Below are 20,670 nucleotides of genomic sequence, written 5' to 3' on the forward strand. Positions count from 1 at the left end.
GCATCAACCTCAGGCGATCGCCTTCACGGCGGTCAGGAGCTTGTCCTGGAACGCCTTGGGCAGCGGCACGTAGCCGGCGTCGGCGAGCTGGGCCTGACCGGTGGTGGCGGCAACCGTGAGGAACGCCTTGACGGCCTTCGCGGTGTCGGCGTCGTAGCCCTTCGAGCACACGATCTCGTAGGTCGCGAGCAGGAGCGGGTACGCACCGGCGGCCTTGGAGCCGTAGATCGAGTCGAGGTCGAGGACCAGGTCGTTGCCCTGACCCTTGACCTTCGCGCCGTCGATGGCCTTGCCGGCCGTCTCGGCGGTCAGCTCGACCGCACCGGCACCGGAGTCGATCTTGGCGATCGAGAGCTTGTTGTCCTGAGCGAAGGACCACTCGACGTAGGTGATCGCACCGTCGATGGAGCCGACGGCCTGGGCGACACCGGCGGACTTCTCCTTGCCCTCGCCGACACCACCCTTGAACTGCTTGCCGTCACCCTTGGTCCAGCCACCGGCGACCTTGAGGTACTTCTGGAAGTTGTCGGTGGTGCCCGACTCGTCCGAGCGGTAGATGACCGCGATTTCCTTGTCCGGCAGGGTCGCGGAGCCGTTCAGCGCCTTGATGGCCGGGTCGTTCCACTTCTTGACCGCACCGGAGAAGATCGCGGCGGTGGTCTTGGCGTCCAGCACGAGGCTGTCCACACCGGACACCTTGTAGCCGACGGCGACGGGGCCGAAGACCAGCGGCAGGTTCCACGCCGGGTTGGTCTGGCAGCGCTTGGCGGCGGCCTCGGTCTCGGCGCCTTCCTTGAGCGCGGAGTCGGAGCCACCGAAGTCGACCTGGCCGGCGTTGAAGTTCTTCACGCCCGCGCCGGAGCCCGACGGGTTGTAGGCGAGGTCCACACCGGGGCAGGCGGCCTGGTAGGCCTGCACGAACGCGTCGACCGCGTTCTTCTGCGCGGAGGAGCCTTCAGCGTTGAGCTTGGTCTTCCCACCGCACTCGACGGGGACGGAGGCAGCGTTCGACGCGGTGTTGTTCGTGCCACCCGTCGGAGCGTTGTTGTCACTGCCACACGCACCGAGCAGCAGCGCGCTGGCCGCGACGAGGCCGAGTACGGCACCGTGCCGCTGGATCTTCACCTGGGTCCTCCACCTTGCGGAAGCATTTAGCGGTTCGCGACGAACCCGCCGCTCGCTACGGAAGGTAGGTAGCCAGAATGGACAACCCACCTTGACCAGGTGAACGAGAGGTGAACACAGGACGGGAAGTGACGGGTCACACGGCCGAAAGAGTGAGTGCGTGACCAGCGCGTATGCGTTTTGTGACGGTACGTTGACTACCGCGCGTACTGGACGTCTGCGTCCCAAAGGGTGAAGCCGAGCTTCGTGTAGACGCGGACCGCCGCCGTGTTGTCCGACTCGACGTAGAGCATGACTTCCTTGACGCCCTGTTCCCGCAGGTGACGCAGGCCGGCCAGCGTCAGCGCCCTGCCGAGACCACCGCCCTGGCGGTCCGGGTCGACGCCCACGACGTAGACCTCACCCAGTTCGGGCGTGTGCACCTTGGTCCAGTGGAAGCCCGCCAGCCGGTCCTCGGCGTCGAACGCCAGCAGGAAGCCCTCGGGGTCGAACCAGTCCTCTTCTTCTTTGGCGCGCACGTCCTCGATCGACATCGCGCCCTGCTCCGGGTGCCAGTCGAACGCACGGTGGTTCACGTAGACGACCGCGGCCTCGTCCTTGCCCGCGACGAACGACCGGAGGGTGACGCCCTCGGGCAGCTTGGGCTCGGGCAGGTCGTTCTCGACGCGCAGCCGCATCCGCAGCAGTTCGCGGACCTTGCGGAAGCCGAGCTTCCCGGCGAGCTTCTCGGCGTCCGGGTGGCCGCCGTGCGCCCAGATCCGCAGGGACTCCTGCGGGAGCGCCTTCACCAGTGCCTCGCCCACGCCCTGATGGCGGTACGTCGGGTGCACGGCGAGCTCGGCGACCTTGTTGCCGCCGGAGTCACCGATCAGGTCGACGTGCGCGTATCCGGCGAGTTCGCCGTCCAGGTGCGCGAGGAGGTGCCTGCTGCCGGTCGCGCCGGGGCGCATCCGCAGTCGCACGGCCTCGCCGACCGGGGCCACGCCGTCGGTGCCCCTGGCAGCCTCCAGCAGACCCGTCACCTCGGCGGCCTGGTCGGCCGTCAGCTCCTCGAACCAGCTCAGTTGCGCCACACAGGCGAACCTACCGCGCGATCAAACGCTCATCCAGGACGCGGACGGAGTCGTCGATCTCCACCTCGGCCATCTCGGACGGGCGGCGGGACGAGCCGGGACGCGGCGGGCGGACGAACTTGTAGCCCACGTTGCGGACCGTGCCGATGAGCGCCTCGTGCTCGGGGCCGAGCTTGGCGCGCAGCCGTCGCACGTGGACGTCGACCGTGCGGGTGCCGCCGAAGAAGTCGTAGCCCCAGACCTCCTGCAGCAGCTGCGCGCGGGTGAAGACCCGGCCCGCGTGCTGTGCGAGGTACTTGAGCAGCTCGAACTCCTTGTAGGTGAGGTCGAGCGGGCGGCCCTTGAGGCGCGCGGTGTAGGTGGCCTCGTCGATCACGAGGTCGCCGAGCTGGATCGCGCCGTCACCACCGGGCGCCGTGGTGCCGCGGCGCGAGCGAACGAGTCGCAGGCGGGCGTCGACCTCGGCGGGGCCGGAGTTCGGCAGCAGGATCTCGTCGACGGACCAGTCGGAGTTGACCGCGACCAGACCGCCCTCGGTGACGACGGCCACGACGGGCACGTCCACACCGGAGGAGTCGAGCAGGCGGCACAGCGACCGGGCGCCGACCAGGTCCGTGCGGGCGTCGACCAGCACGATGTCGTGGGGGCCGGCCTCGAGGAGTGCGGACACCTCGGGACGCAGCGGGCGGACGGCGTGAGGAAGCAGAGCCAGAGCGGGAAGCACAGCCTCCGGGTCGGGGTCTGTCGTCAGCAGCAGCACGTCGATGCTCATCGGGGTGCCCTCCAAATCGGCCGTGGTCAGGTCACCTCGACCAGACCAGCGGCGTACGGTGACCGGGCCCCGTTGCCTGCGGATGACGGAGACAATACCGGTGCACCCCGAGAAAGTCCCAGGTCAAGAAGCCGTGCTCACATTTGTTTCCACAGGCGTCATGCCTGTTACATCCACGTCACACGACGGGGTGCTCCTGCACGGCGTCCACCACAAGTGTGAAAGCGACGTCGCTTTCGTTGTGGGACATGGGTTCACGAACCACGTGCGGCGGCCGCACGTGGCCCGCGTGCTCGCCCGGCTGGCCCGTCGGGCCGGTGTCGTCGCGTTCGACTTCCGCGGCCACGGACGCTCCGAAGGACGCTCCACGGTCGGCGCGGACGAGATCCACGACATCGAGGCGGCCGTCCGGACGGCCCGCTCGCTGGGTTACTCGAAGATCGCCACGATCGGGTTCTCGATGGGCGCGTCGATCGTCCTGCGGCACGCCGTGCTGGGGGAGACGAGGCCGGACGCCGTGGTCTCGGTGAGCGGCCCGGCCCGGTGGTGGTCGCGCGAGACCGCTCCCATGCGCCGGGTGCACTGGCTGCTGGAGCAGCCGCACGGGAAGCTCGCCGCACGGGCGCTCGGGGTTCGACTCGGCGGTAGCTGGGTACAGGCGCCGGAGAGTCCGCTCGAGGTGGTCGGGCGCATCACGCCGACCCCACTGCTGATCGTGCACGGTGACCTGGACCACTATTTCTCAGTGGAGCACGCCAGGTCGTTGCACCGCGCGTCCTCAGGACATGCCGAGTTGTGGATCGAACCCGGCATGCGGCACGCGGAATCGGCCGCGACTCCAGAACTGGTAGACCGGGTGGCGGCATGGATCGCCGTTAACGTCGAGGACGAGGGATGACTGCGCAAACCCCTGCACGGCCGCGAAAGAAGAAGTCCCGTCGCGGGAAGTTCCTCATCATCACGGTCATCGTGCTGGGCGTGCTGCTCGTGGCGGCCGACTTCGCCCTGGCGGCGGCCGGCGAGTACCAGATCGCCCAGCGGATGCGGGAGAAGCTGCAGCTCAGCGAGGACCCGTCGGTGCGCATCAACGGGTTCCCGTTCACGCTGCAGGCGTTGCGCGGCGACTACAAGCACGTGGAGATCCGCGCGTACGGCGTGCCGATCCGCAACGAGCAGCAGAACGTCGACCTGCGCGACCTCGACGTCGAGGCCGACCTGCTGCACACCCGCGTCGAACTCGCGGACCTGCTGGCGGGCAACGTCTCCAAGGCGACCATCGACACCGTGAAGGGCAGCGTCCGGATCAAGGCGCTCGACCTGAACCGGCTGGCGAACCAGGTGACGCCGTTCGACAAGCTCTCGATCGAGCCGGACAACCGAGTCGCAACGACGACCCCGGTCGACCCCAAGGCACCCAAGACGACGGCCGCGGTGAAGCTCTCCGGCCAGACCAACGTCGCCGGCAAGGTCATCACGCTCACCGCGTACGGCCAGATCGCACTGGTCAGCGGCGCCATCCAGATCAACATCGACGACATCGAACTCGACGACGCGTCGCTCAAGCAGATCATCCCGCAGCTGCGCCAGGCGCTCGCGATCAAGATCGACCCGGGCACGCTGCCGTTCGGCGCGACGCCCACCGCCGTCGAGGTGGAGAGCGGTTCGTTCAAGCTGTCCGGCGAGATCGCGGATGTACCGTTGGTCCAACGATGACTGGTGTGTGGGCGCTGCTGGGCGCGCTGGCCGTGGCCGGCGCGATCGGTGTGCTGCTCAAGGTCCGCGAGGGCCGCATCTCTTCTCGTTCTCCTAAGCCTTCCGCCGACCTGCCCGCTCCCGTGCGCGACCTGCTCGCGCCGGGGGTGACGCTGGTGCAGCTCTCCACCACGTTCTGCGCGCCGTGCCGGCACGCGAAGGTCGTCCTGCGCGACCTGGCCGACCGCACGGACGGCCTCACGCACGCCGAACTGGACGTCACGAACCTCCCGGACGTCGCGTCCCAGCTCGGCGTCATGCGCACCCCCACGACGCTGGCCCTGACGGCCGACGGCACCGAGGTGTTGCGAGTCGGCGGAGTGCCGAAACGCGACTCGTTGCTGACCGCGCTGCGCCCGCATTTGCCCTAATCCGGTCGGGTGAACCTGCGCTGTTCCATCAGTTGGACATACCTCCCGCACCGAGGGATTGAGGGCTACCCTCGCTGCCATGACCTTGCTGCTCACGAAGCGACGCGCGGTTGATCTGTGCCGCGTGCGCAGCAGCCTGTGTCGCACGACGAGCTGAATCGGGCTGCTTGACGCCCATCAGCTACCTCTGCCGGACTGAATCCACTCGTCCGTTTGCCCGGAGGTCGTCGTGCCCAAAGACTCCCCTGTAGACCCGCGCGGACCGCGCTTCTCCGCCTGGATGACCACCGTCATCCTCGCGATCGTGTTGCTCACCGGCTGGTGGCGTCTGCTCGCCGCCCAGACGGTGCTCTTCGCGATGTGCGCGTTCATCTCGTTGAAGTTGAACCCGTGGGGTCACGTCTACCGCTACGCGATCCAGCCGCGCTTGACCCCGACCACCGAACGCGAGGAAGCAGCCCCGCTGCGCTTCGCCCAGGGTGTCGGCTTCGTCTTCGCCCTGATCGGCACCCTCGGCTACGCCACCGGCCTCACCACGCTCGGCATGGTGGCCACCGGTTTCGCTCTGGTGGCAGCGCTTCTCAACGCGGCGCTCGGCCTCTGCCTCGGGTGCGAGATGTACCTCGTTCTGCGCAGGTACGTGCCTGCCCTCGCTCGACCGCAATAACGACACGCACTACTACAGGAGCAAAGTCCCATGAGCCGTGAGAACGTGCTGGTCTCGGCCGCCTGGTCCGAGGAAAACCTCCAGGCGCCCGGCGTCGTGTTCGCGGAGGTCGACGAGGACACCACCGCGTACGAAGGCGGCCACATCCCCGGCGCCGTCCGGATCAACTGGAAGACGGAGCTGCAGGACCCGGTCCGCCGCGACTTCATCGACCGCGAGGGCTTCGAGAAGCTGCTGTCGGCCAAGGGAATCTCGAACGACGACACCGTCGTTCTCTACGGCGGCAACAACAACTGGTTCGCGGCCTACGCGTACTGGTACTTCAAGCTCTACGGACACACCAACGTCAAGCTCCTCGACGGCGGCCGCAAGAAGTGGGAACTCGACGGCCGCCCCCTGGACAAGGAGGACGTCTCTCGTGAGGCCACCTCCTACTCCGCCCAGGAGCAGGACCTGTCGATCCGCGCGTTCCGCGACGAGGTCGTAGAGGCCATCGGCAACAAGAACCTCGTCGACGTGCGCTCCCCCGACGAGTTCTCCGGCAAGCTCCTCGCCCCGGCCCACCTCCCGCAGGAGCAGGCGCAGCGCGGCGGCCACATCCCGTCCGCGGTGAACGTCCCGTGGTCCAAGGCGGCCAACGAGGACGGCACCTTCAAGTCCGACGACGAACTCCGCGAGCTCTACGCCGAGGCGGGCTTCGACGGCAGCCGCAAGACCATCGCGTACTGCCGCATCGGCGAGCGCAGCTCGCACACCTGGTTCGCCCTGCGCGAGCTGCTCGGCCACGAAGACGTCAAGAACTACGACGGTTCTTGGACGGAGTACGGCTCGCTCATCGGCGTGCCGATCGAACTCGGTTCCGGCAAGGAGGCCTGATTCCCATGTCCAACGGCTGCGGCGCCCCCACCCAGGGCGGCACGATCGACGCGAACACGACAGAAACCGTGCTCGAGGGCAAGGTCGTCTCCGACGGCACCCCGGTAGGCGGAGCCTTCGTCCGCCTGCTCGACTCCACCGGCGAGTTCACGGCAGAGGTGGTCACCTCCCCGGAGGGCGACTTCCGCTTCTTCGCGGCACCGGGCAGCTGGACCGTCCGAGCCCTGCACCGCACGGGCAACGGCCAGGCCGCCGTCTCGGCCTCCGGCCCCGGCGTGCACGCGGTACAGATCGCAGTCGCCTAGACCTGGTCGGTACGACGAGGGCCCCGGCGGTGCTACACCGCCGGGGCCTTCCGCGCTCCGCACTCCACCGCGATGCCGGAGGCGAGCAGTCCGTCTTTGTCTTTCGCAAGCGGTCCAGGCGGTGGGGTCCCATCACGAGTCGCGCCATAGCTCTTGCTGCATGCCTGGAGGGGTGTCAAACCGCCACGCTTTTCGGCGGTTTGACACCCCTCCAGGCATGTGGCCCGCTCTTGGTGTGACTCGTGATGGGACCCCACCGCCAACGCAACCAAACTAAGCAACAGGCAGCCGCCCAACGCAACAGGCGTGCCATCAACCCGCTCATGGCGCGGGCCCCCTGATCAGATTGCCGGGGGTCTGGGGGCAGCGCCCCCAGGGGAAGCACCCAGCAGCGACCCGCCACTCGCTAGGTGACCACCCGCAAGGTCGCGGAGCGCAAGGCGGACCACCCGCAAAGTCGCGGAGCGCAAGGTGACCCTCGCCAGGTCAGCGGACCGCAAGGGCGACCACCCGCAGAGTCGCAGATCGCAAGGTGCCCACGGGACAAGGTCGCGGACCACAAGCCAACACCCCACCCGGCCAACAGACCGCAAACATGACCACCAACCGCACCCCCTCCAACCGCACCCCCGGTGTCCTCCACCACCACAACCCTGCACGTCACCACCAGCGAGATATCCTCTCCACCGTGGAACACATCTTCACCGGACTCCTGGTGCTAGTGACGATCGCCGTGACGTGGTTCGCCGGCTACGTCGTCTACCGCCTCTACTCCGACCAGCGATGAGCAGCGGCGACGAGGCCATCCGCCTGGCCGAGGAACGGGCAGCCGCCACCAAGGCGCGCAACCTCCCGCAGTTCGACGACATGCCCGTCCCGGGTGACACGGCGAACCTGCGCGAGGGCGCGAACCTGAACGACGCACTCCTGGGCGTGCTGCCGCTCGTGGGCGTCTGGCGTGGCGAGGGCGAGATCGTCTACCCGACGATCGACGGCCCGTTCCGCTTCGGCCAGCAGATCACCTTCGCTCACGACGGTCGTCCGTTCCTCGTGTACGAGGCGCGGTCGTGGCTGCTCAACGAGGCGGGCGAGGTCATTCGTCCGGCGGCTCGGGAGCAGGGCTTCTGGCGGCCGCAGGAAGACGACACGATCGAGCTCCTGCTGACGCACAACACGGGCATCGTCGAGCTGTACTACGGCAAGGTGCGCACCCAGACGTCCTGGGAGTTCGAGACGGACGCGGTCATCCGCTCCGCCACGGCCAAGGACGTCAAGGCCTCGCAGCGCCTGTACGGCGTGGTGAACGGCGACCTCGCGTACGTCGAGGAGCGCGCCATGATGGGCCAGGAGATGCAGCCGCACGCGTCGGCGCACCTCAAGCGCATCGTCGGCTAGTTGGATCGTTGAACGATCCCTCGATCTGGAGTCGCCCGGCTAGCTGGATTGTTGAACGATCCTTCGATCCTTCGAACCGGAAGCGCGTGGCTCGTTGGATCGTTGGACGATCCGACGAGCCCGACCAGGTCGATTGCGGGATTGTTGAACGATCTGCGTGTCGGATTGTTCAACAATCCAACGATTCCCCGTAGCATGTACCCATGCTTCTGCGGCGTTGCGGAACCGACGCACTCCTGGTCGAGGTCGACTCCCTGAGCGAGGTCGCGGCCGTCCGCGCAGCCCTCGAACACCTGGACGGCGTCGAGGAACTGGTCCCCGCCGCCCGAACGGTGCTGGTCAAGGGCGCGCTGACCCAGGTCAGGGAAGTTCTCCGGACGGTCGACCTGACCGGAGCCCCCACCACGCACTCCCGCGAGATCACCATCCCGGTCAGCTACGACGGCCCGGACCTGGACCTGGTCGCCGAAACAGCCGGCATCACGACAGCCGAAGTCGTCAAGCTCCACACCGACGCCACCTACGAGGTCGCGTTCTGCGGGTTCGCCCCGGGCTTCGGCTACCTCACCGGCCTCCCCGAGGTCCTCCGGCAACCCAGGCTCGACTCCCCGCGCACGAAGGTCCCGCAGGGCTCCGTCGGCATCGCGGGCGAGTTCACCGCCGCCTACCCCAGACCGACACCGGGCGGCTGGCGGCTCATCGGCCGGACCGAGATCACGCTGTTCGACGCCAAGGCCGAGACCCCCGCACTGCTACAGCCGGGCGACCAGGTCAGGTTCGTGGTCGCATGAGTCGCAAGATCACGATCATCAGGACCGGCCCGCAGGCACTGGTCCAGGACCTCGGCCGCCCCGGCAACGCCCACCTGGGCGTGCCCCCGTCCGGCGCACTGGACCAGCACTCCCTCAAGCTCGCCAACCGCCTGGTGGGCAACGCCGAGGGTGCGGCCGGGCTGGAACTCCTGCTCGGCGGCCTCCGGATCAGCGCCGGCACGAGCTGCACGGTCGCCGTCACCGGGCCGTCCGTCGAGGTCCGCGTCAACGGCAGGCTCGCCGACTCGCACCACCCGATCCACCTCGACCAGGGCGACACCCTCGAGATCGGCACCCCGGACACCGGGCTGCGCACCTACCTCGCGATCTCCGGCGGCGTCGACGTGCCACCGGAGCTCGGCAGCCGCTCCACCGACCTGCTCTCCGGAATCGGTCCAGAACCCTTGCAGGACAACGACGTCCTGCATCTTGGGACGCCTGGACTGCCCGAAGGTGCCGATGTCGTGCCACCGCACGACGCGCTGCAAACGTTGGTCATCCCGATCAGGCTCGGGCCGCGCGACGACTGGTTCGACGAGGCGGAAACCCAGCTGCGGCAAGGCAAGTGGACGGTGTCGGACCGCAGCAACCGGGTGGGCGCGCGTCTGCAGGGCACGAAGCTGAATCGTCGTGACGGGGAGATTCCCAGCGAAGGGATGATCACCGGCGCGGTCCAGGTGCCGCCGGACGGGCAGCCCGTGGTGTTCCTCAACGATCATCCGACCACCGGCGGTTACCCCGTGATCGGCGTGGTGGACAACGATTTCCTCGGAGCGATCGGACAGGCGCGCCCCGGCACGGAGGTCAGGTTCCGTCCGATCGACTGAAGACAGCGTCGTTGACGAGAGTGGTCCAGACCAAATACCGTAACTGCCAGCCGCCGCGGAATCTCTACCAAACTGGAGTTCCGCATGCGCCGGATCCCTGCCCTGTTAGCAAGTCTGGTAGCACTCCTAGCCTTGGCGGTCCCTGCACAGGCCGCCACGGGCATCACCGCGACCTTCTCCCGCACCGGCACCACCGGCAAGTTCGTCGTCGCCAACGCGAGCACCACCGCGCTCAACGGGTGGTCGGTCAAGTTCGACCTGCCCGCCGGCGTCACGGCGAGCAGTCCGCAGAACGCGACGATCGCCCAGAACGGCACGCGAGTGACGCTCACTCCGGCCTTCTACATCAACAACCTTCCCGCCGGACGCAACACCGAGCCCTACAGTCCGACGTTCACGCTGAGCGCTGCGGCCGACCCCACCGGCTGCAAGATCAACAACATGGAGTGCGACGGCAGCGGCACAGCACCACCGGCGCCGACCGGACTGACCGCCGACTACTCGGTCGCCGCAGGCACGGCGAAGTTCATCGTCCGCAACCACGGGACCGCCGCCGTCAGCGACTGGTCCATCTCCTTCACGCTGCCCAACGGCGTGACGGTCGGCAACGGCCAGAACGGCACGGTCAGCCAGAGCGGCAACCAGGTCACCGTCACCCCGATCTACTACAACAAGACCATCAACGCGGGCGCCAGCACCGAGCCCTACAGCCCGACGTTCTCCATCAGCTCGAACGTCGACCCGGTGACGTGCCGCGTCAACAACGCCAACTGCGACGGCAGCGCCGACACACCACCAAGTGTCCCAACGGGTCTCACGAGTCCGAGCAAGACCACGCGCACGGTGAGTTTGCAGTGGAACGCGTCCACGCCGGGTTCGTTGCCGGTCGCGAGCTACGACGTCTACAACGGCTCCACCGTCGTCGGCACCTCCACCACGACGTCCACGATCGTCACCGGCCTGAACCCGAACACCGCGTACTCCTTCACGGTGCGGGCGAAGGACACCAAGGGCGCACAAAGCGGACCCAGCGCCGCCGTCAACGTCACCACCAACAACCCCGCCAACGACACCACGCCACCGACCGCGCCAGCCAACCTGCGTGCGACGGCCAAGGACGCGGGCAGCATCACGCTGGCGTGGAACGCCTCCACGGACAACAGCGGGATCGCGAACTACGACATCTATGTGGGTTCGACCGTGAAGACGACGGTCGCGAGCACCACCGCGGTGATCACCGGCCTCGCGCCGTCCACGAGCTACACCTTCACCGTCAAGGCGAGGGACCTCTACGACAACGTCTCCGCCGCGAGCAACGCGCTCACTGAGCGCACCAACGACATCGTCGGTGGCTACGCCCGTGTCGGGTACTTCGTGCAGTGGGGCATCTACGGACGCCAGTACTTCGTGAAGGACATGGACGCCGCGAAGATGACGCACGTCAACTACGCGTTCGGCAACATCGACCCCGTCAACCTGACGTGTCTGCACGGCGTCACGAAGGGCACGAGCCCGAACCCGCAGGACCCGAACCAGGGTGACGGCGCGGGGGACGCGGAAGCCGACTACAGCAGGCCGATGAGCGCCGCGCAGTCCGTCGACGGCGTCGCGGACAGCGGCTGGGAACCGTTGCGCGGCAACTACAACCAGCTCAAGAAGCTCAAGGCGAAGCACCCGAACCTCAAGGTGCTGATCTCACTCGGCGGTTGGACGTACTCCAAGTACTTCTCGGACGTCGCGGCGACGGACGCGGCACGCAAGAAGTTCGTCTCGTCCTGCATCGACGTCTACATCAAGGGCAACCTGCCCGTGTACAACGGCGCGGGCGGTCCCGGCAGCGCGGCGGGCATCTTCGACGGCATCGACCTCGACTGGGAGTGGCCGGGCGCGGAAGGCCACGCGGGCAACCACTTCGGGCCGCAGGACAAGGTCAACAACACCCTGCTGATCGAGGAGTTCCGCCGGCAGTTCGACGCGCTGAGCACCACCACCGGCAAGCGCTACCAGCTCACCGCGTTCACCCCGGCCGACCCCGGCAAGATCGAGGCGGGCTGGGAGCTCGGCCGCGTCGCGCAGTCGATGGACATCTTCAACGTCCAGGGCTACGACTTCCACGGCTCCGGCAGCGACAACTCGTGGGAGCCCAACCGCACCGGCCACCAGGGCAACCTCTACCCGGACCCGGACGACCCGTACACGACCAAGTTCAGCGTCGAGAGCACCGTGCAGGCCTACCTCGACGCGGGAGTGCCGTCGCGCAAGATCACGCTCGGGCTCGCGTTCTACGGCCGTGGCTGGCAGAACGTGGCCAACGGCGGCAAGAACGGTGAGTGGCAGACAGCGGGAGGTGCGGCTCCCGGCCAGTTCCCGGAGGAGTCGGGCACGCGCGGGTACGCCAACCTCGTCGCCTCGGTGCCGAACTGCACCGTCTTCCACGACGAGGTGGCGGTGGCGACGTCCTGCTACACCGGCAACCAGTGGTGGACCTTCGACGACGTGTGGTCGATCCAGAAGAAGACCGCGTGGCTGAAGTCGAAGAACCTGCTGGGCGCGATGTTCTGGGAGATGTCCGGTGACCGCGGCCCGTTGATGGCCGCGGTCGACGCCGGACTCAGGTGAGGATCAGTACTCCGACTCGTACAGGCCCTGCAGCTCGGTCAGCAGGGCCGACGAGTCGGGCAGCTGCTTGCCGTCCAGCACCGTCACCCGCGTGATCTTGCGGACGCTGGAGCAGAGGAACACGCCCTCGGCGTCGTAGAGCTCGCCGGTCTGGATCGGCTCCACGAGCACGGTCCAGCCGGCGCGCTCGGCGGCGCGGAACAACGCGTACTGCGTGGTGCCGGGCAGGATGCCGAGCTTCGACGGAGGCGTCACCAGGGTCCTGCCGCGCACCAGGATCAGCGTCGAGGTCGGGCCTTCGAGCACCGAGCCGTCCGACGTCGTGAAGACGACCTCGGCGGCACCGCGGCGCTCGGCCTCGCGCAGCGCGGCCATGTTGATCGCGTACGACAGCGACTTGGCGCCCAGCAGCAGCCACGGCGCGCGGTCGGCCAGATCGGCGTCGATGCCCCGGTCGAGCGTCACCGCGGACAGGCCCTCGGCGCGCTGCTTGAGCACCTTCGCGCCGATCTCCATGCCGAGCGCGAACCCGGTGGGCGTGCCGTCGCCGCCCTCGACACCGCGCGTGTAGATGAGCTTGAGGGCGAACTCCTGGCCGCCGGCCCAGTTGCCGATGACGAGCTCGACCGCGCGCTCGAACTCCGCACGGGGAGGGGGCGCCATGTCGAGCATGGCCGCGGACCGGTCGAGCCGGTCGAGGTGGGGCGTGAGTTCGCGGGGCTTCCCGTCGACCACGAGGATCGTTTCGAACACGCCGTCACCGCGCATGAGTCCCAGGTCCTCGACGCGGATCTGCGGCGAGTCGGGGTCAGCGAGGGTTCCGTCGAGCAGTGCCAGCACGCGCATGTGAGCGAGCCTACTAACATCAGTGATGTGGAGACCGCAAGAGGCCTGCGCAAAACGCTGCACGACCGCGGTATGCGAATGACGCCGCAGCGTCAGCTCGTGCTGGACGCGGTCAGGTCGCTGGAACACGCGACACCCGAGCAGATCTGTCAGCGCGTCCAGGAGACGGCGCCGACGGTCAACATCACCACGATCTACCGGACGCTCGATCTTCTCGACCGGCTCGGACTGGTTCGGCACACGCACCTTGGCCACGGTGCGCCGAGCTACTCGGTCGACGATCACCAGCACGTGCACCTCGTGTGCCACGTGTGCGGCTCGATCCAGGAAATCCCGTGTGAGCTTCTCGACCCGTTGGTCGGAACATTGCGGGAGCGCGACGGGTTCGAACTTGATGCAAGCCATCTCGCGCTGTCCGGCACGTGCCGAGACTGTTTGAAGCAGGAGCAGGAGACCGAGTGAGCCTCCCCGGAGCCGTCCCGCCGCCCGACGATTCCACCGACGCAGGCGTGGCCTGGCACTACGGCGACCCGTTCGCCGAACAGCGCTCGGCCGTCCGGTCGGTGGTCGTGGTCGACCGCTCGAACCGGGGTGTCATCGCGATCCCGGGCGAGGACCGGCTCAAGTGGCTGCACCAGCTCACGAGCCAGCACTTCGAGCAGCTGGGCGAGGGCGCGTCCACCGAGGCGCTGATCCTCGACGCCCAGGGCCGCCTGGAGCACCACATGGTCGTCGCGAACGTCGGCGGCACGGTGTTCCTCGACGTCGAGAAGGTCGACGACCTGCTGGCGTACCTGAAGAAGATGGTCTTCTGGTCCAAGGTGGAGCCGCGCGACGCCACGGCGGAGTTCGCGCTGCTGACGATCACCGGGCCGGACGCACCCGCGTTGCTCGAGAAGCTCGGCATCCCGCAGCCGTCGCACGTGGACGCGCTCGGCGAGGGTTTCGTCCGCCGCACCTCGTGGCCCGGCCAGAGCTCGTTCGACCTGCTGGTCCCGCGCGACGAGAAGGCGGCGTGGTGGCAGCGCGTCACGGACGCCGGCGCACGCCCCGCGGGCAGCTACGCGTTCGAGGCGCTGCGGGTCGAGTCGCTGCGCGCACGGCAGGGCATCGACACCGACGAGCGCACGATCCCGCACGAGGTCGGCCTGATCGACCCGGCCGTGCACCTGAACAAGGGCTGTTACCGCGGCCAGGAGACGGTCGCCAAGGTCCACAACGTGGGACGCCCGCCCAGGCGAATGCTCCTACTCCACCTGGATGGTTCTGCCGACGCCCAGCCGGAGACCGGTGACCCGGTCACGCTGGACGGCAGGGTCGTGGGCCGGGTGGGCAGCGTGGTGCTGCACCACGAGCTGGGCCCGGTCGCGTTGGCACTGGTCAAGCGCTCTGTACCGATCGACGCGGAGCTGGTCGCCGGGGCCCCCGAACGGGAGGTCCAGGCACGAATCGACCCCGACTCGGTGCCCGCTGACACACCCGGTCTGGGCCGGGAAGCTGTTCGCAACCTGCGGGGATGACCCCCTAGAGTCGCGCCTATGTCCCTGGGCACGCTCATCACTGTCGCTCCCACCGGAGCGGAGCACGCGAAAGCCGACGTCCCGCAGCTTCCGGTGACCCTGGAAGAGCTGGTATCGACGGCGCAGAGCTGCGAGCAGGTCGGCGCGGCGATGATCCACGTCCACATCCGTGGCGAGGACGCGAAACCGTCGCTCGACCTCGGCCGGCTGAAGGCCACCGTCGAGGCGCTGCGCTCCGAAACGAACCTCGTCGTGCAGCTGTCGACCGGCGGGTCGGTGCACGACCCCGAGGAACACCGGCTGCGCGTGCTCGAGGCGATGCCGGACTCGGCGTCCTGCACGATGGGCACGGTCAACTTCGGTGACGACGTGTTCATGAACCGCTGGGAGTTCATCGTCTCCCTGCACAAGGGCATGCAGGAACGCTCGATCGTCCCGGAGTACGAGATCTTCGACATCGGGCAGCTCGCGTCGCTCAAGCGCCTGCTCGACCAGCACGGCCTGCCCGCGGGCGGCCACGTGCACGTCGACTTCGTCATGGGGGTGCCCGGCGGCATGCCCGGTGACGCCGCGACTCTGGTCGCCGCAGTCAGCGCTCTGCCGGACGGGGCAACGTTCTCCGCCACCGGGATCGGCCGGACCACCCTCCCAGTGATGTTCACCGCTTTGGGTGCGGGTGGCCACCTTCGAGTGGGTATGGAAGACACCGTGAGCTACTCGCGGGGGGTGCCGGTGCGGGACAACGCACAGCTCGTGGCACGTGCCACGGGTCTCTCCAAGATCGCCCAGCGACCCGCTTTGACCCCGGACGAGGCGCGAAAGCTGCTGGGCGTGCACATTTGAGACAAGTTTGGTGCATGGGATGTGTTGGCGGGTAGGGAGGAACTACCGCAGGATGGACACGTGATCGAGGTGCGTCCTGGCGGGCGCCGCCGAATCGACAGGGTGCTCGCCCCCGACTACACGGAGGGCGTCGAGCAGCGCCCGCTCGTCGAGGTGCGCGAACTCCGCGACGAAGCTGCGCAGGAAGAGACAGATCTGTCCTACCTGCGGCGGCTGTTGCACGCGCGCATCGACATCGTGCGGGCGGAGCAAGAGCGCCGCAGCTCGGGTGGCTCGGCCGTGGTCGAGCAACTGGCCACCATCCTCTCCACGAACGCCGTGGGTCCCGCGACCGGTCTAGGCCGGTACCAGACCCATGAGCCGTCACGTGCTGATGCGCATCAACGGCACGTCGAGGCGCTGATCTCCGACGTGGACCTCTCCGACGTGAGCTCCCTGGACGACTCGAAGCTCGGCGAGGTGCTGGAGACGTTCATCTCGGAAGAGGCGTCCGTGTCGGTGCGCCGACGCGAGGTGCAGGTGGTCGTGGACCGGCTCAACGCCGAGATCGCCGCCCGCTACCAGCGCGGGAGTGCGTCGGTGGACGAGTTGCTGGCCGCCGAGCGCGGGCACCGCCGTCCCAAGAGATAAGACGACCTTTCCACTTTCTGAGCAGCCGACCTAGCGTGCCCCCATGGGGTATCGCTGGGTCGTGCTGTCGGTGGGTGCGTTGGCTCAGGGCACGAACGCGGCCGTCTTCCTCGGCCTGCCGGCCATCAGCCCGCAGCTCCAGCAACACTTCTCACTGACGTTGCCCCAGGTCGGGCTGCTTCTCGGCGCGGTCAACCTCGGCACGATGATCGCTCTCGTGCCGTGGGGAGTCGTCGCGGACCGACGTGGCGAACGGCTCGTGATGACCATCGGCGGCGTGGGTGCCGCAGGGTGCCTGCTGTCTGCCGCACTGGGCAACGCCTGGATCGCCGGACTCGCCCTGCTGGGGGCCGGGCTGTTCGGAGCCAGCGTCAACGCGGCCAGCGGCCGGGCGGTGATGTCGTGGTTCGGCAAGGAGTCACGCGGGCTCGCGATGGGCGTCCGGCAGACCGCGACCCCGCTCGGCGCGGCCCTCACCGCGGCCGTCCTGCCCGGCATCGCCCTCTCGTCCGGGGTGCCCACGGCGTTCGTCGTGCTGGCGGGAGTGACGGCGTTCGTGGCGCTCGCGGTCGCGTTGCTGGTCAGGGAACCGCCTGGCGCGATCCGGGCGGGCTCCGAGCACGGGCTGGTGCTCAAGGACCCCCGGTTGCTGCGGTTGTCGCTGGCCAGCGGGCTGCTCGTGGTGCCGCAGTTCACCGCCACCGCGCTGACGGTCCCGCTGCTGCACGAGCACCGCGGCATGAGCGTCACGGCGGCCGCGGCCGTCTTCGCCGTCGCGCAGGTGCTCGGCGGTGCCGGACGGCTGGCGGTCGGGGTGTGGTCGGACCGGGCACGCAGCAGGATCGGACCCCTGAAGATCGTCTCGGTGCTCACAGCGGTCGGGTTCGTGCTGGTCGCGGCACTGGACCAGGCCCCGTTGCCGCTGCTGATCGCGGTCCTGGTGCCGACCTCGCTGTGCGCGCTGTGCTGGAACGGGCTGGCGGTCACCGAGGCCGGTGAGCTCGCGCCGGACGGGCGCAGCGCCACGGCGATCGCGATGCAGAACTCGGCGAACTACCTGAGCGCGGCGGTGACCCCGTTCGTCGCGAGCTTCGTCGCGGTGTCGGTGGGGTGGCCTGCGGCGATGGTGCTGGCGGCGGTGGCCGCCGTGGTCGCGCGGGTGCTGCTTCAGCCGTGGCGTTCCCTGCGGGCCAGCTCGCCCCAGAACTCGCGCAGCGCCTCGTAGCGCAACGCGACCTCCTCGGCGTCGTCCGCTTCGAGGGCGTCGAGGATGGCGTTCACGTCGGCCGCCGACGTGTCCTCCAGCAGGTCCTTGTCCTCCAGCAGCTGCACCAGGCCGCCGTAGTCGAGCTCGACGGCGGAGTGCGGGTGGAAGTGCTCGAGCCAGCGGCCGGTGTCGGAGAGGACCTTGGCCGGCCCGTCCTCCCCCAGGGAGCGCTTCACGGTCTTGAGCGCCCGTGCGACCCGTCGGCGGGCGTCGGCCATGGCCACTCGCCACGACACCTGCCGTTCGGGGTCGTCCTGGGCGCTGGCGAGCACCACACGGCGCTGGGCGGGGTCGACGAGGGCGAACCACGGCAGCGGGATCGTCCAGGTCGTGGAGATCACGTGGACCGCGCCTGCGGAGAGTTCGGCCATCACGGCGGACGCGCGCGCTCGGACCGTTTCCGGCGAGAGGTTGAGGGCGGCGTCCTGGAGGATCGGCGGCGCGGACGCCAGGAAGCCCACCAGAGCGGCGGCGGAGCGGGCCCGGAGGTCCAGCGGGCAGACGAGCGGCCCCGGTCCGACGCGGGCGGCCTCGGAGGTCGGAACCTCGGCCGGACTGATCGTCATCACGTCGAAGGACTCGCCCGGGAGGAGCTTTCGTCCCAACTGTGATCGCAACCACAGCTCCCGTTCCCTCTCGCCTACCTCCGAGCGGGGGATCGGGCCCTCTTCCAGGGCTTTTTCGACCTTGGAAGCTAGCGTTGCGTCCAAGACCGATAACGGTTCGTACACCCGTAGGTAGGCGACGAACGGTCTGGGCACGTGTGCATCCTTCCACGCGAGGGGGGCCATGAGATTTGGCGGTACGTGTCACGCCTACCGCGTCGCGAGGAACCCCATCGGCACGGTACGGTAGTTACCAGGAATCAGTTGTCGAGACGAGTGGGGCCGCCGTTCCCCCGGCCGCCCCCGTCCCTGTGCGAGGGGGTCGAGCCATGGGGCGCGGCCGAGCTAAGGCCAAGCAGACGAAGGTCGCCAGGGAGCTCAAATACAGCTCTCATGAGACCGACTTCGCTGCGTTGCAGCGCGAGCTGTCAACTGACGAAGGGTTGCCGAACGGGAGTGGTGGTGGCGATGAGCCACACGACGACCCGTACGACGACTACGACGATTACCGTCGCTGAATTCAGCCTTCGGAGTTCAAGGGTTGGGCCACCGGTGACCCCGGTGCCCAGCCCTTGAACTCTGAGGGCTCTTTCAGAACGCCCTGGCGTACTGCTTCGGCGCCCTGACCTCCACACCCAGCTGCTGTGCCGCGCGCAGCGGCCAGTACGGGTCGCGGAGCAGTTCGCGCGCGAGCAGGACCAGGTCGGCGGAACCGTCCGTCAAGATCTGTTCGGCCTGCTTCGCCTCGGTGATCAGGCCGACCGCACCCGTGGGCACGTCTGCCTTGCGTCGCACCGCTTCGGCGAGCGGCACCTGGTAGCCGGGCCCGATCGGGATGTCCGCCTGCGCGGTGTTGCCGCCGCTGGACACGTCGATCAGGTCCGCACCCGCGGCCTTGAGCGCCTGTGCCAGCACGACGCTGTCGTCGGCCGTCCAGCCGTTGTCGACCCAGTCGGTGCCCGAGATCCGAACGATCACGGGCACCTCCGGGCCGACCGCTGCCCGGACGGCCGCGGTGACCTCGACGGGCAGGGCGATGCGTTCCTCGATGCTGCCCTCGTTCGTGAGCGGCGAGTAGAACTCGTGCAGCAGGTAGCCGTGCGCGGCGTGGACCTCGAGGACCTCGAACCCGGCCTCGATCGCCCGCAGCGCGCCGTCGACGAACGCCTTCACGATCTGCGTGGTGTTCGTCAGCTTCTCCGGCTGGTTGCCACCGGGGAACGGCTCGGTCGTGGGCGCCACCGGCACCCAGTCGCCGATCGCCTTGCGCCCGGCGTGCGCGAGCTGGATCGCGGGCACCGCGCCGTGCTCCTTGATGAACGCCGTGATGGGCTTCCAGGCCTCGACCTGCGCGTCGTTCCAGATGCCGGTGTCCTGCGGCGAGATCCGGCCACGCGCCTCCACGGCCGTCGCCTCGGCCACGACGAGGCCGGCGCCACCGACCGCGCGGGAGCCCAGGTGGACGAGGTGCCAGCTGGTGGGCACGCCGTCCTCCTTGTCGACCGAGTACTGGCACATCGGGCTGACCGCGATGCGGTTCGGCAACGTGACCGAGCGCAGGGTCAGCGGGGAGAACAACAGGCTCACGGGAGCTCCTCGAACGTTCGTAGACCTAACTAATTGTTCAAGGAACCGGCTCTGCGGGTTGTTCCCCGCGATGGGGTCGTCTCAGTCACTGAACAGCGACGCAGAGACACGGGCGGGCGTGAAGCCCGGCGGCCAGATCGTCTTCCGGTCGACCCTGGCTCCGGCGAGGGCCGCCTTGTCCAGGTTGTCGGCTCGCATGTCGGCACCGCGCAGGTCCGCGTTCGTGAGATCGGCGGCGCGCAGGTCGGCGCCCTCCAGGCAGGCGCCGCGCAGGGAGGCCTCGCGCAGGGAGACCCCTCGCAGGTCGGTGCCGCGCAGGTCGACGTGGGACAGGTCGAGCGCCTCACCCGGCTGCCGGGTGAGGATCGCCAGGGCCGCCTCGACGTCCGGCGCCGGGCTCTCGCCGACCGGTCGCGACGGGTGCTCCGAAGCCGTCCAGGGTGATCGCTCGCGCAGGAAGTCCCCGATGGTGACGTCCACGAGCAGGCGGCTCTTCGCGGAGTCCTCCGCGATCTGTTCGAGCAGGTGGAGACCGTCGACCCTCAGCTCGGCCTCGTCGCTCCCCAGCAACCGGACGGCCCGGCGGTACCCGTCGACGAGTTGGCCGTCCCTGACCTGGAGCCAGGCCAGGGCACCGGACGCGAGGACCAGCATTGCTCCGGAGAACGACGGCAGCGGAGCGGTCGGCGGCACCAGAAGGGCGACACCCAGCGCGAGCAGGGCAACCGCTCCGAGCCTGAACATCCGCTTGCTCACGGAGAGTCATCTTCGCGACCGC

General features: G+C 68.5%; 24 protein-coding genes. 17 read left to right on the forward strand and 7 right to left on the reverse strand.

The window, feature by feature from the left end; genetic code table 11:
- Nucleotides 1–9: 9 nt before the first annotated feature.
- The 3 genes from pstS to PV646_RS08935 all read right to left on the reverse strand — a co-directional run bounded on the left by pstS (nt 10) and on the right by PV646_RS08935 (nt 2,970).
- Nucleotides 10–1,125: a phosphate ABC transporter substrate-binding protein PstS gene (gene pstS / locus PV646_RS08925; RefSeq protein WP_500340958.1), complete on the reverse strand. Its 1,116-nt coding sequence runs from the start codon at nt 1,123–1,125 to the stop codon at nt 10–12.
- A 197-nt stretch (nt 1,126–1,322) separates the two neighbouring features.
- Nucleotides 1,323–2,198 (reverse strand): mycothiol synthase, encoded by an 876-nt coding sequence (gene mshD, locus PV646_RS08930; RefSeq protein WP_500340959.1) that lies wholly within the window; start codon nt 2,196–2,198, stop codon nt 1,323–1,325.
- Nucleotides 2,199–2,208: 10 nt separating this feature from the next.
- The gene (locus tag PV646_RS08935; protein WP_500340960.1) at nt 2,209–2,970 is read right to left on the reverse strand and encodes a winged helix-turn-helix domain-containing protein; all 762 of its coding nucleotides are present in this window, start codon (nt 2,968–2,970) and stop codon (nt 2,209–2,211) included.
- Between the two features lie 241 nt (nt 2,971–3,211).
- On the opposite strand from PV646_RS08935, the gene PV646_RS08940 reads away from it, so the two are divergent.
- The 11 genes from PV646_RS08940 to PV646_RS08990 all read left to right on the forward strand — a co-directional run bounded on the left by PV646_RS08940 (nt 3,212) and on the right by PV646_RS08990 (nt 12,594).
- Nucleotides 3,212–3,868, forward strand: coding sequence for an alpha/beta hydrolase (locus tag PV646_RS08940; protein WP_500340961.1), 657 nt, complete (start codon nt 3,212–3,214; stop codon nt 3,866–3,868).
- On the forward strand, nt 3,865–4,683 hold the full coding sequence (locus tag PV646_RS08945; protein ID WP_500340962.1) for an LmeA family phospholipid-binding protein: 819 nt from the start codon (nt 3,865–3,867) through the stop codon (nt 4,681–4,683). The genes PV646_RS08940 and PV646_RS08945 overlap by 4 nt, the downstream gene beginning before the upstream one ends.
- Complete coding sequence (locus PV646_RS08950) at nt 4,680–5,093, forward strand: thioredoxin family protein (RefSeq protein ID WP_500340963.1); 414 nt, start codon at nt 4,680–4,682, stop codon at nt 5,091–5,093. Before PV646_RS08945 ends, PV646_RS08950 begins: the two co-directional genes overlap by 4 nt.
- 79 nt (nt 5,094–5,172) lie before the next feature.
- A complete protein-coding gene (locus PV646_RS08955) occupies nt 5,173–5,250 on the forward strand; it encodes a putative leader peptide (protein ID WP_373294250.1) in 78 nt (25 codons plus the stop codon).
- Nucleotides 5,251–5,322: 72 nt separating this feature from the next.
- Nucleotides 5,323–5,760, forward strand: coding sequence for a DUF4395 domain-containing protein (locus PV646_RS08960; RefSeq protein ID WP_382435413.1), 438 nt, complete (start codon nt 5,323–5,325; stop codon nt 5,758–5,760).
- 30 nt (nt 5,761–5,790) lie between these two features.
- Nucleotides 5,791–6,636 carry a sulfurtransferase gene (locus PV646_RS08965; RefSeq protein ID WP_500340964.1) on the forward strand — a complete coding sequence of 282 codons (846 nt, stop codon included), beginning with the start codon at nt 5,791–5,793 and terminating at the stop codon, nt 6,634–6,636.
- A 5-nt stretch (nt 6,637–6,641) separates the two neighbouring features.
- Complete coding sequence (locus PV646_RS08970; RefSeq protein WP_500340965.1) at nt 6,642–6,941, forward strand: DUF1416 domain-containing protein; 300 nt, start codon at nt 6,642–6,644, stop codon at nt 6,939–6,941.
- A gap of 783 nt (nt 6,942–7,724) precedes the next feature.
- A complete protein-coding gene (locus PV646_RS08975; protein WP_189159127.1) occupies nt 7,725–8,336 on the forward strand; it encodes a heme-binding beta-barrel domain-containing protein in 612 nt (203 codons plus the stop codon).
- Nucleotides 8,337–8,539: 203 nt separating this feature from the next.
- The gene (gene pxpB, locus PV646_RS08980) at nt 8,540–9,127 is read left to right on the forward strand and encodes a 5-oxoprolinase subunit PxpB (RefSeq protein WP_500340966.1); all 588 of its coding nucleotides are present in this window, start codon (nt 8,540–8,542) and stop codon (nt 9,125–9,127) included.
- Nucleotides 9,124–9,975, forward strand: coding sequence for a 5-oxoprolinase subunit C family protein (locus tag PV646_RS08985; RefSeq protein ID WP_500340967.1), 852 nt, complete (start codon nt 9,124–9,126; stop codon nt 9,973–9,975). The genes pxpB and PV646_RS08985 overlap by 4 nt, the downstream gene beginning before the upstream one ends.
- Before the next feature lie 132 nt (nt 9,976–10,107).
- On the forward strand, nt 10,108–12,594 hold the full coding sequence (locus PV646_RS08990) for a glycosyl hydrolase family 18 protein (protein WP_500340968.1): 2,487 nt from the start codon (nt 10,108–10,110) through the stop codon (nt 12,592–12,594).
- Between the two features lie 3 nt (nt 12,595–12,597).
- On the opposite strand, the gene PV646_RS08995 is transcribed toward PV646_RS08990, so the two are convergent.
- Nucleotides 12,598–13,440: an aminodeoxychorismate lyase gene (locus PV646_RS08995; RefSeq protein ID WP_500340969.1), complete on the reverse strand. Its 843-nt coding sequence runs from the start codon at nt 13,438–13,440 to the stop codon at nt 12,598–12,600.
- Nucleotides 13,441–13,467: 27 nt separating this feature from the next.
- Here PV646_RS08995 and PV646_RS09000 point away from each other — a divergent pair, with 27 nt between their 5' ends.
- Genes PV646_RS09000 through PV646_RS09020 form a run of 5 tightly spaced genes read left to right on the forward strand, consistent with a single transcriptional unit; the run spans nt 13,468 to nt 17,658 of the window.
- Nucleotides 13,468–13,902, forward strand: coding sequence for a Fur family transcriptional regulator (locus PV646_RS09000; RefSeq protein WP_229693728.1), 435 nt, complete (start codon nt 13,468–13,470; stop codon nt 13,900–13,902).
- Entirely contained in the window at nt 13,899–14,960 is a 1,062-nt protein-coding gene (ygfZ, locus tag PV646_RS09005) for a CAF17-like 4Fe-4S cluster assembly/insertion protein YgfZ (RefSeq protein ID WP_500340970.1), read from the forward strand. Before PV646_RS09000 ends, ygfZ begins: the two co-directional genes overlap by 4 nt.
- Before the next feature lie 18 nt (nt 14,961–14,978).
- Nucleotides 14,979–15,803: a beta-keto acid cleavage family enzyme gene (locus PV646_RS09010; RefSeq protein ID WP_500340971.1), complete on the forward strand. Its 825-nt coding sequence runs from the start codon at nt 14,979–14,981 to the stop codon at nt 15,801–15,803.
- A 60-nt stretch (nt 15,804–15,863) separates the two neighbouring features.
- Nucleotides 15,864–16,433 carry an RsiG family protein gene (locus PV646_RS09015; protein WP_500340972.1) on the forward strand — a complete coding sequence of 190 codons (570 nt, stop codon included), beginning with the start codon at nt 15,864–15,866 and terminating at the stop codon, nt 16,431–16,433.
- Between the two features lie 43 nt (nt 16,434–16,476).
- Nucleotides 16,477–17,658, forward strand: coding sequence for an MFS transporter (locus PV646_RS09020; protein ID WP_500340973.1), 1,182 nt, complete (start codon nt 16,477–16,479; stop codon nt 17,656–17,658).
- On the opposite strand, the gene PV646_RS09025 is transcribed toward PV646_RS09020, so the two are convergent.
- Nucleotides 17,601–18,491 carry a DUF8083 family protein gene (locus tag PV646_RS09025; RefSeq protein ID WP_500340974.1) on the reverse strand — a complete coding sequence of 297 codons (891 nt, stop codon included), beginning with the start codon at nt 18,489–18,491 and terminating at the stop codon, nt 17,601–17,603. The genes PV646_RS09020 and PV646_RS09025 overlap by 58 nt on opposite strands.
- A gap of 143 nt (nt 18,492–18,634) precedes the next feature.
- On the opposite strand from PV646_RS09025, the gene PV646_RS09030 reads away from it, so the two are divergent.
- Nucleotides 18,635–18,823: a DUF3073 domain-containing protein gene (locus tag PV646_RS09030; RefSeq protein ID WP_500340975.1), complete on the forward strand. Its 189-nt coding sequence runs from the start codon at nt 18,635–18,637 to the stop codon at nt 18,821–18,823.
- A 73-nt stretch (nt 18,824–18,896) separates the two neighbouring features.
- Here the strand turns inward: PV646_RS09030 and PV646_RS09035 are convergent, their stop codons facing one another.
- Both PV646_RS09035 and PV646_RS09040 read right to left on the reverse strand, forming a co-directional pair.
- On the reverse strand, nt 18,897–19,892 hold the full coding sequence (locus PV646_RS09035; RefSeq protein ID WP_500340976.1) for an NADH:flavin oxidoreductase/NADH oxidase: 996 nt from the start codon (nt 19,890–19,892) through the stop codon (nt 18,897–18,899).
- Nucleotides 19,893–19,973: 81 nt separating this feature from the next.
- A complete protein-coding gene (locus tag PV646_RS09040) occupies nt 19,974–20,648 on the reverse strand; it encodes a pentapeptide repeat-containing protein (RefSeq protein ID WP_500340977.1) in 675 nt (224 codons plus the stop codon).
- Nucleotides 20,649–20,670 lie beyond the last annotated feature (22 nt).

Source organism: Streptomyces sp. ID05-26A (genome assembly GCF_033794685.1).
In the GTDB taxonomy this organism is placed as follows: Bacteria; Actinomycetota; Actinomycetes; order Mycobacteriales; family Pseudonocardiaceae; genus Lentzea.

Excerpts from the sequence above, each read along its gene's own strand:
- PV646_RS09020 (WP_500340973.1), top strand. The coding sequence starts at position 16,477 with ATGGGGTATCGCTGGGTCGTGCTGTCGGTGGGTGCGTTGGCTCAGGGC.
- PV646_RS09025 (WP_500340974.1), bottom strand. The coding sequence starts at position 18,491 with ATGGCCCCCCTCGCGTGGAAGGATGCACACGTGCCCAGACCGTTCGTC.
- PV646_RS08945 (WP_500340962.1), top strand. The coding sequence starts at position 3,865 with ATGACTGCGCAAACCCCTGCACGGCCGCGAAAGAAGAAGTCCCGTCGC.
- PV646_RS08970 (WP_500340965.1), top strand. The coding sequence starts at position 6,642 with ATGTCCAACGGCTGCGGCGCCCCCACCCAGGGCGGCACGATCGACGCG.
- PV646_RS08965 (WP_500340964.1), top strand. The coding sequence starts at position 5,791 with ATGAGCCGTGAGAACGTGCTGGTCTCGGCCGCCTGGTCCGAGGAAAAC.
- PV646_RS09030 (WP_500340975.1), top strand. The coding sequence starts at position 18,635 with ATGGGGCGCGGCCGAGCTAAGGCCAAGCAGACGAAGGTCGCCAGGGAG.
- PV646_RS08995 (WP_500340969.1), bottom strand. The coding sequence starts at position 13,440 with ATGCGCGTGCTGGCACTGCTCGACGGAACCCTCGCTGACCCCGACTCG.
- PV646_RS08950 (WP_500340963.1), top strand. The coding sequence starts at position 4,680 with ATGACTGGTGTGTGGGCGCTGCTGGGCGCGCTGGCCGTGGCCGGCGCG.
- pxpB (WP_500340966.1), top strand. The coding sequence starts at position 8,540 with ATGCTTCTGCGGCGTTGCGGAACCGACGCACTCCTGGTCGAGGTCGAC.
- PV646_RS08975 (WP_189159127.1), top strand. The coding sequence starts at position 7,725 with ATGAGCAGCGGCGACGAGGCCATCCGCCTGGCCGAGGAACGGGCAGCC.
- PV646_RS09010 (WP_500340971.1), top strand. The coding sequence starts at position 14,979 with ATGTCCCTGGGCACGCTCATCACTGTCGCTCCCACCGGAGCGGAGCAC.
- PV646_RS08985 (WP_500340967.1), top strand. The coding sequence starts at position 9,124 with ATGAGTCGCAAGATCACGATCATCAGGACCGGCCCGCAGGCACTGGTC.
- PV646_RS08955 (WP_373294250.1), top strand. The coding sequence starts at position 5,173 with ATGACCTTGCTGCTCACGAAGCGACGCGCGGTTGATCTGTGCCGCGTG.
- PV646_RS08935 (WP_500340960.1), bottom strand. The coding sequence starts at position 2,970 with ATGAGCATCGACGTGCTGCTGCTGACGACAGACCCCGACCCGGAGGCT.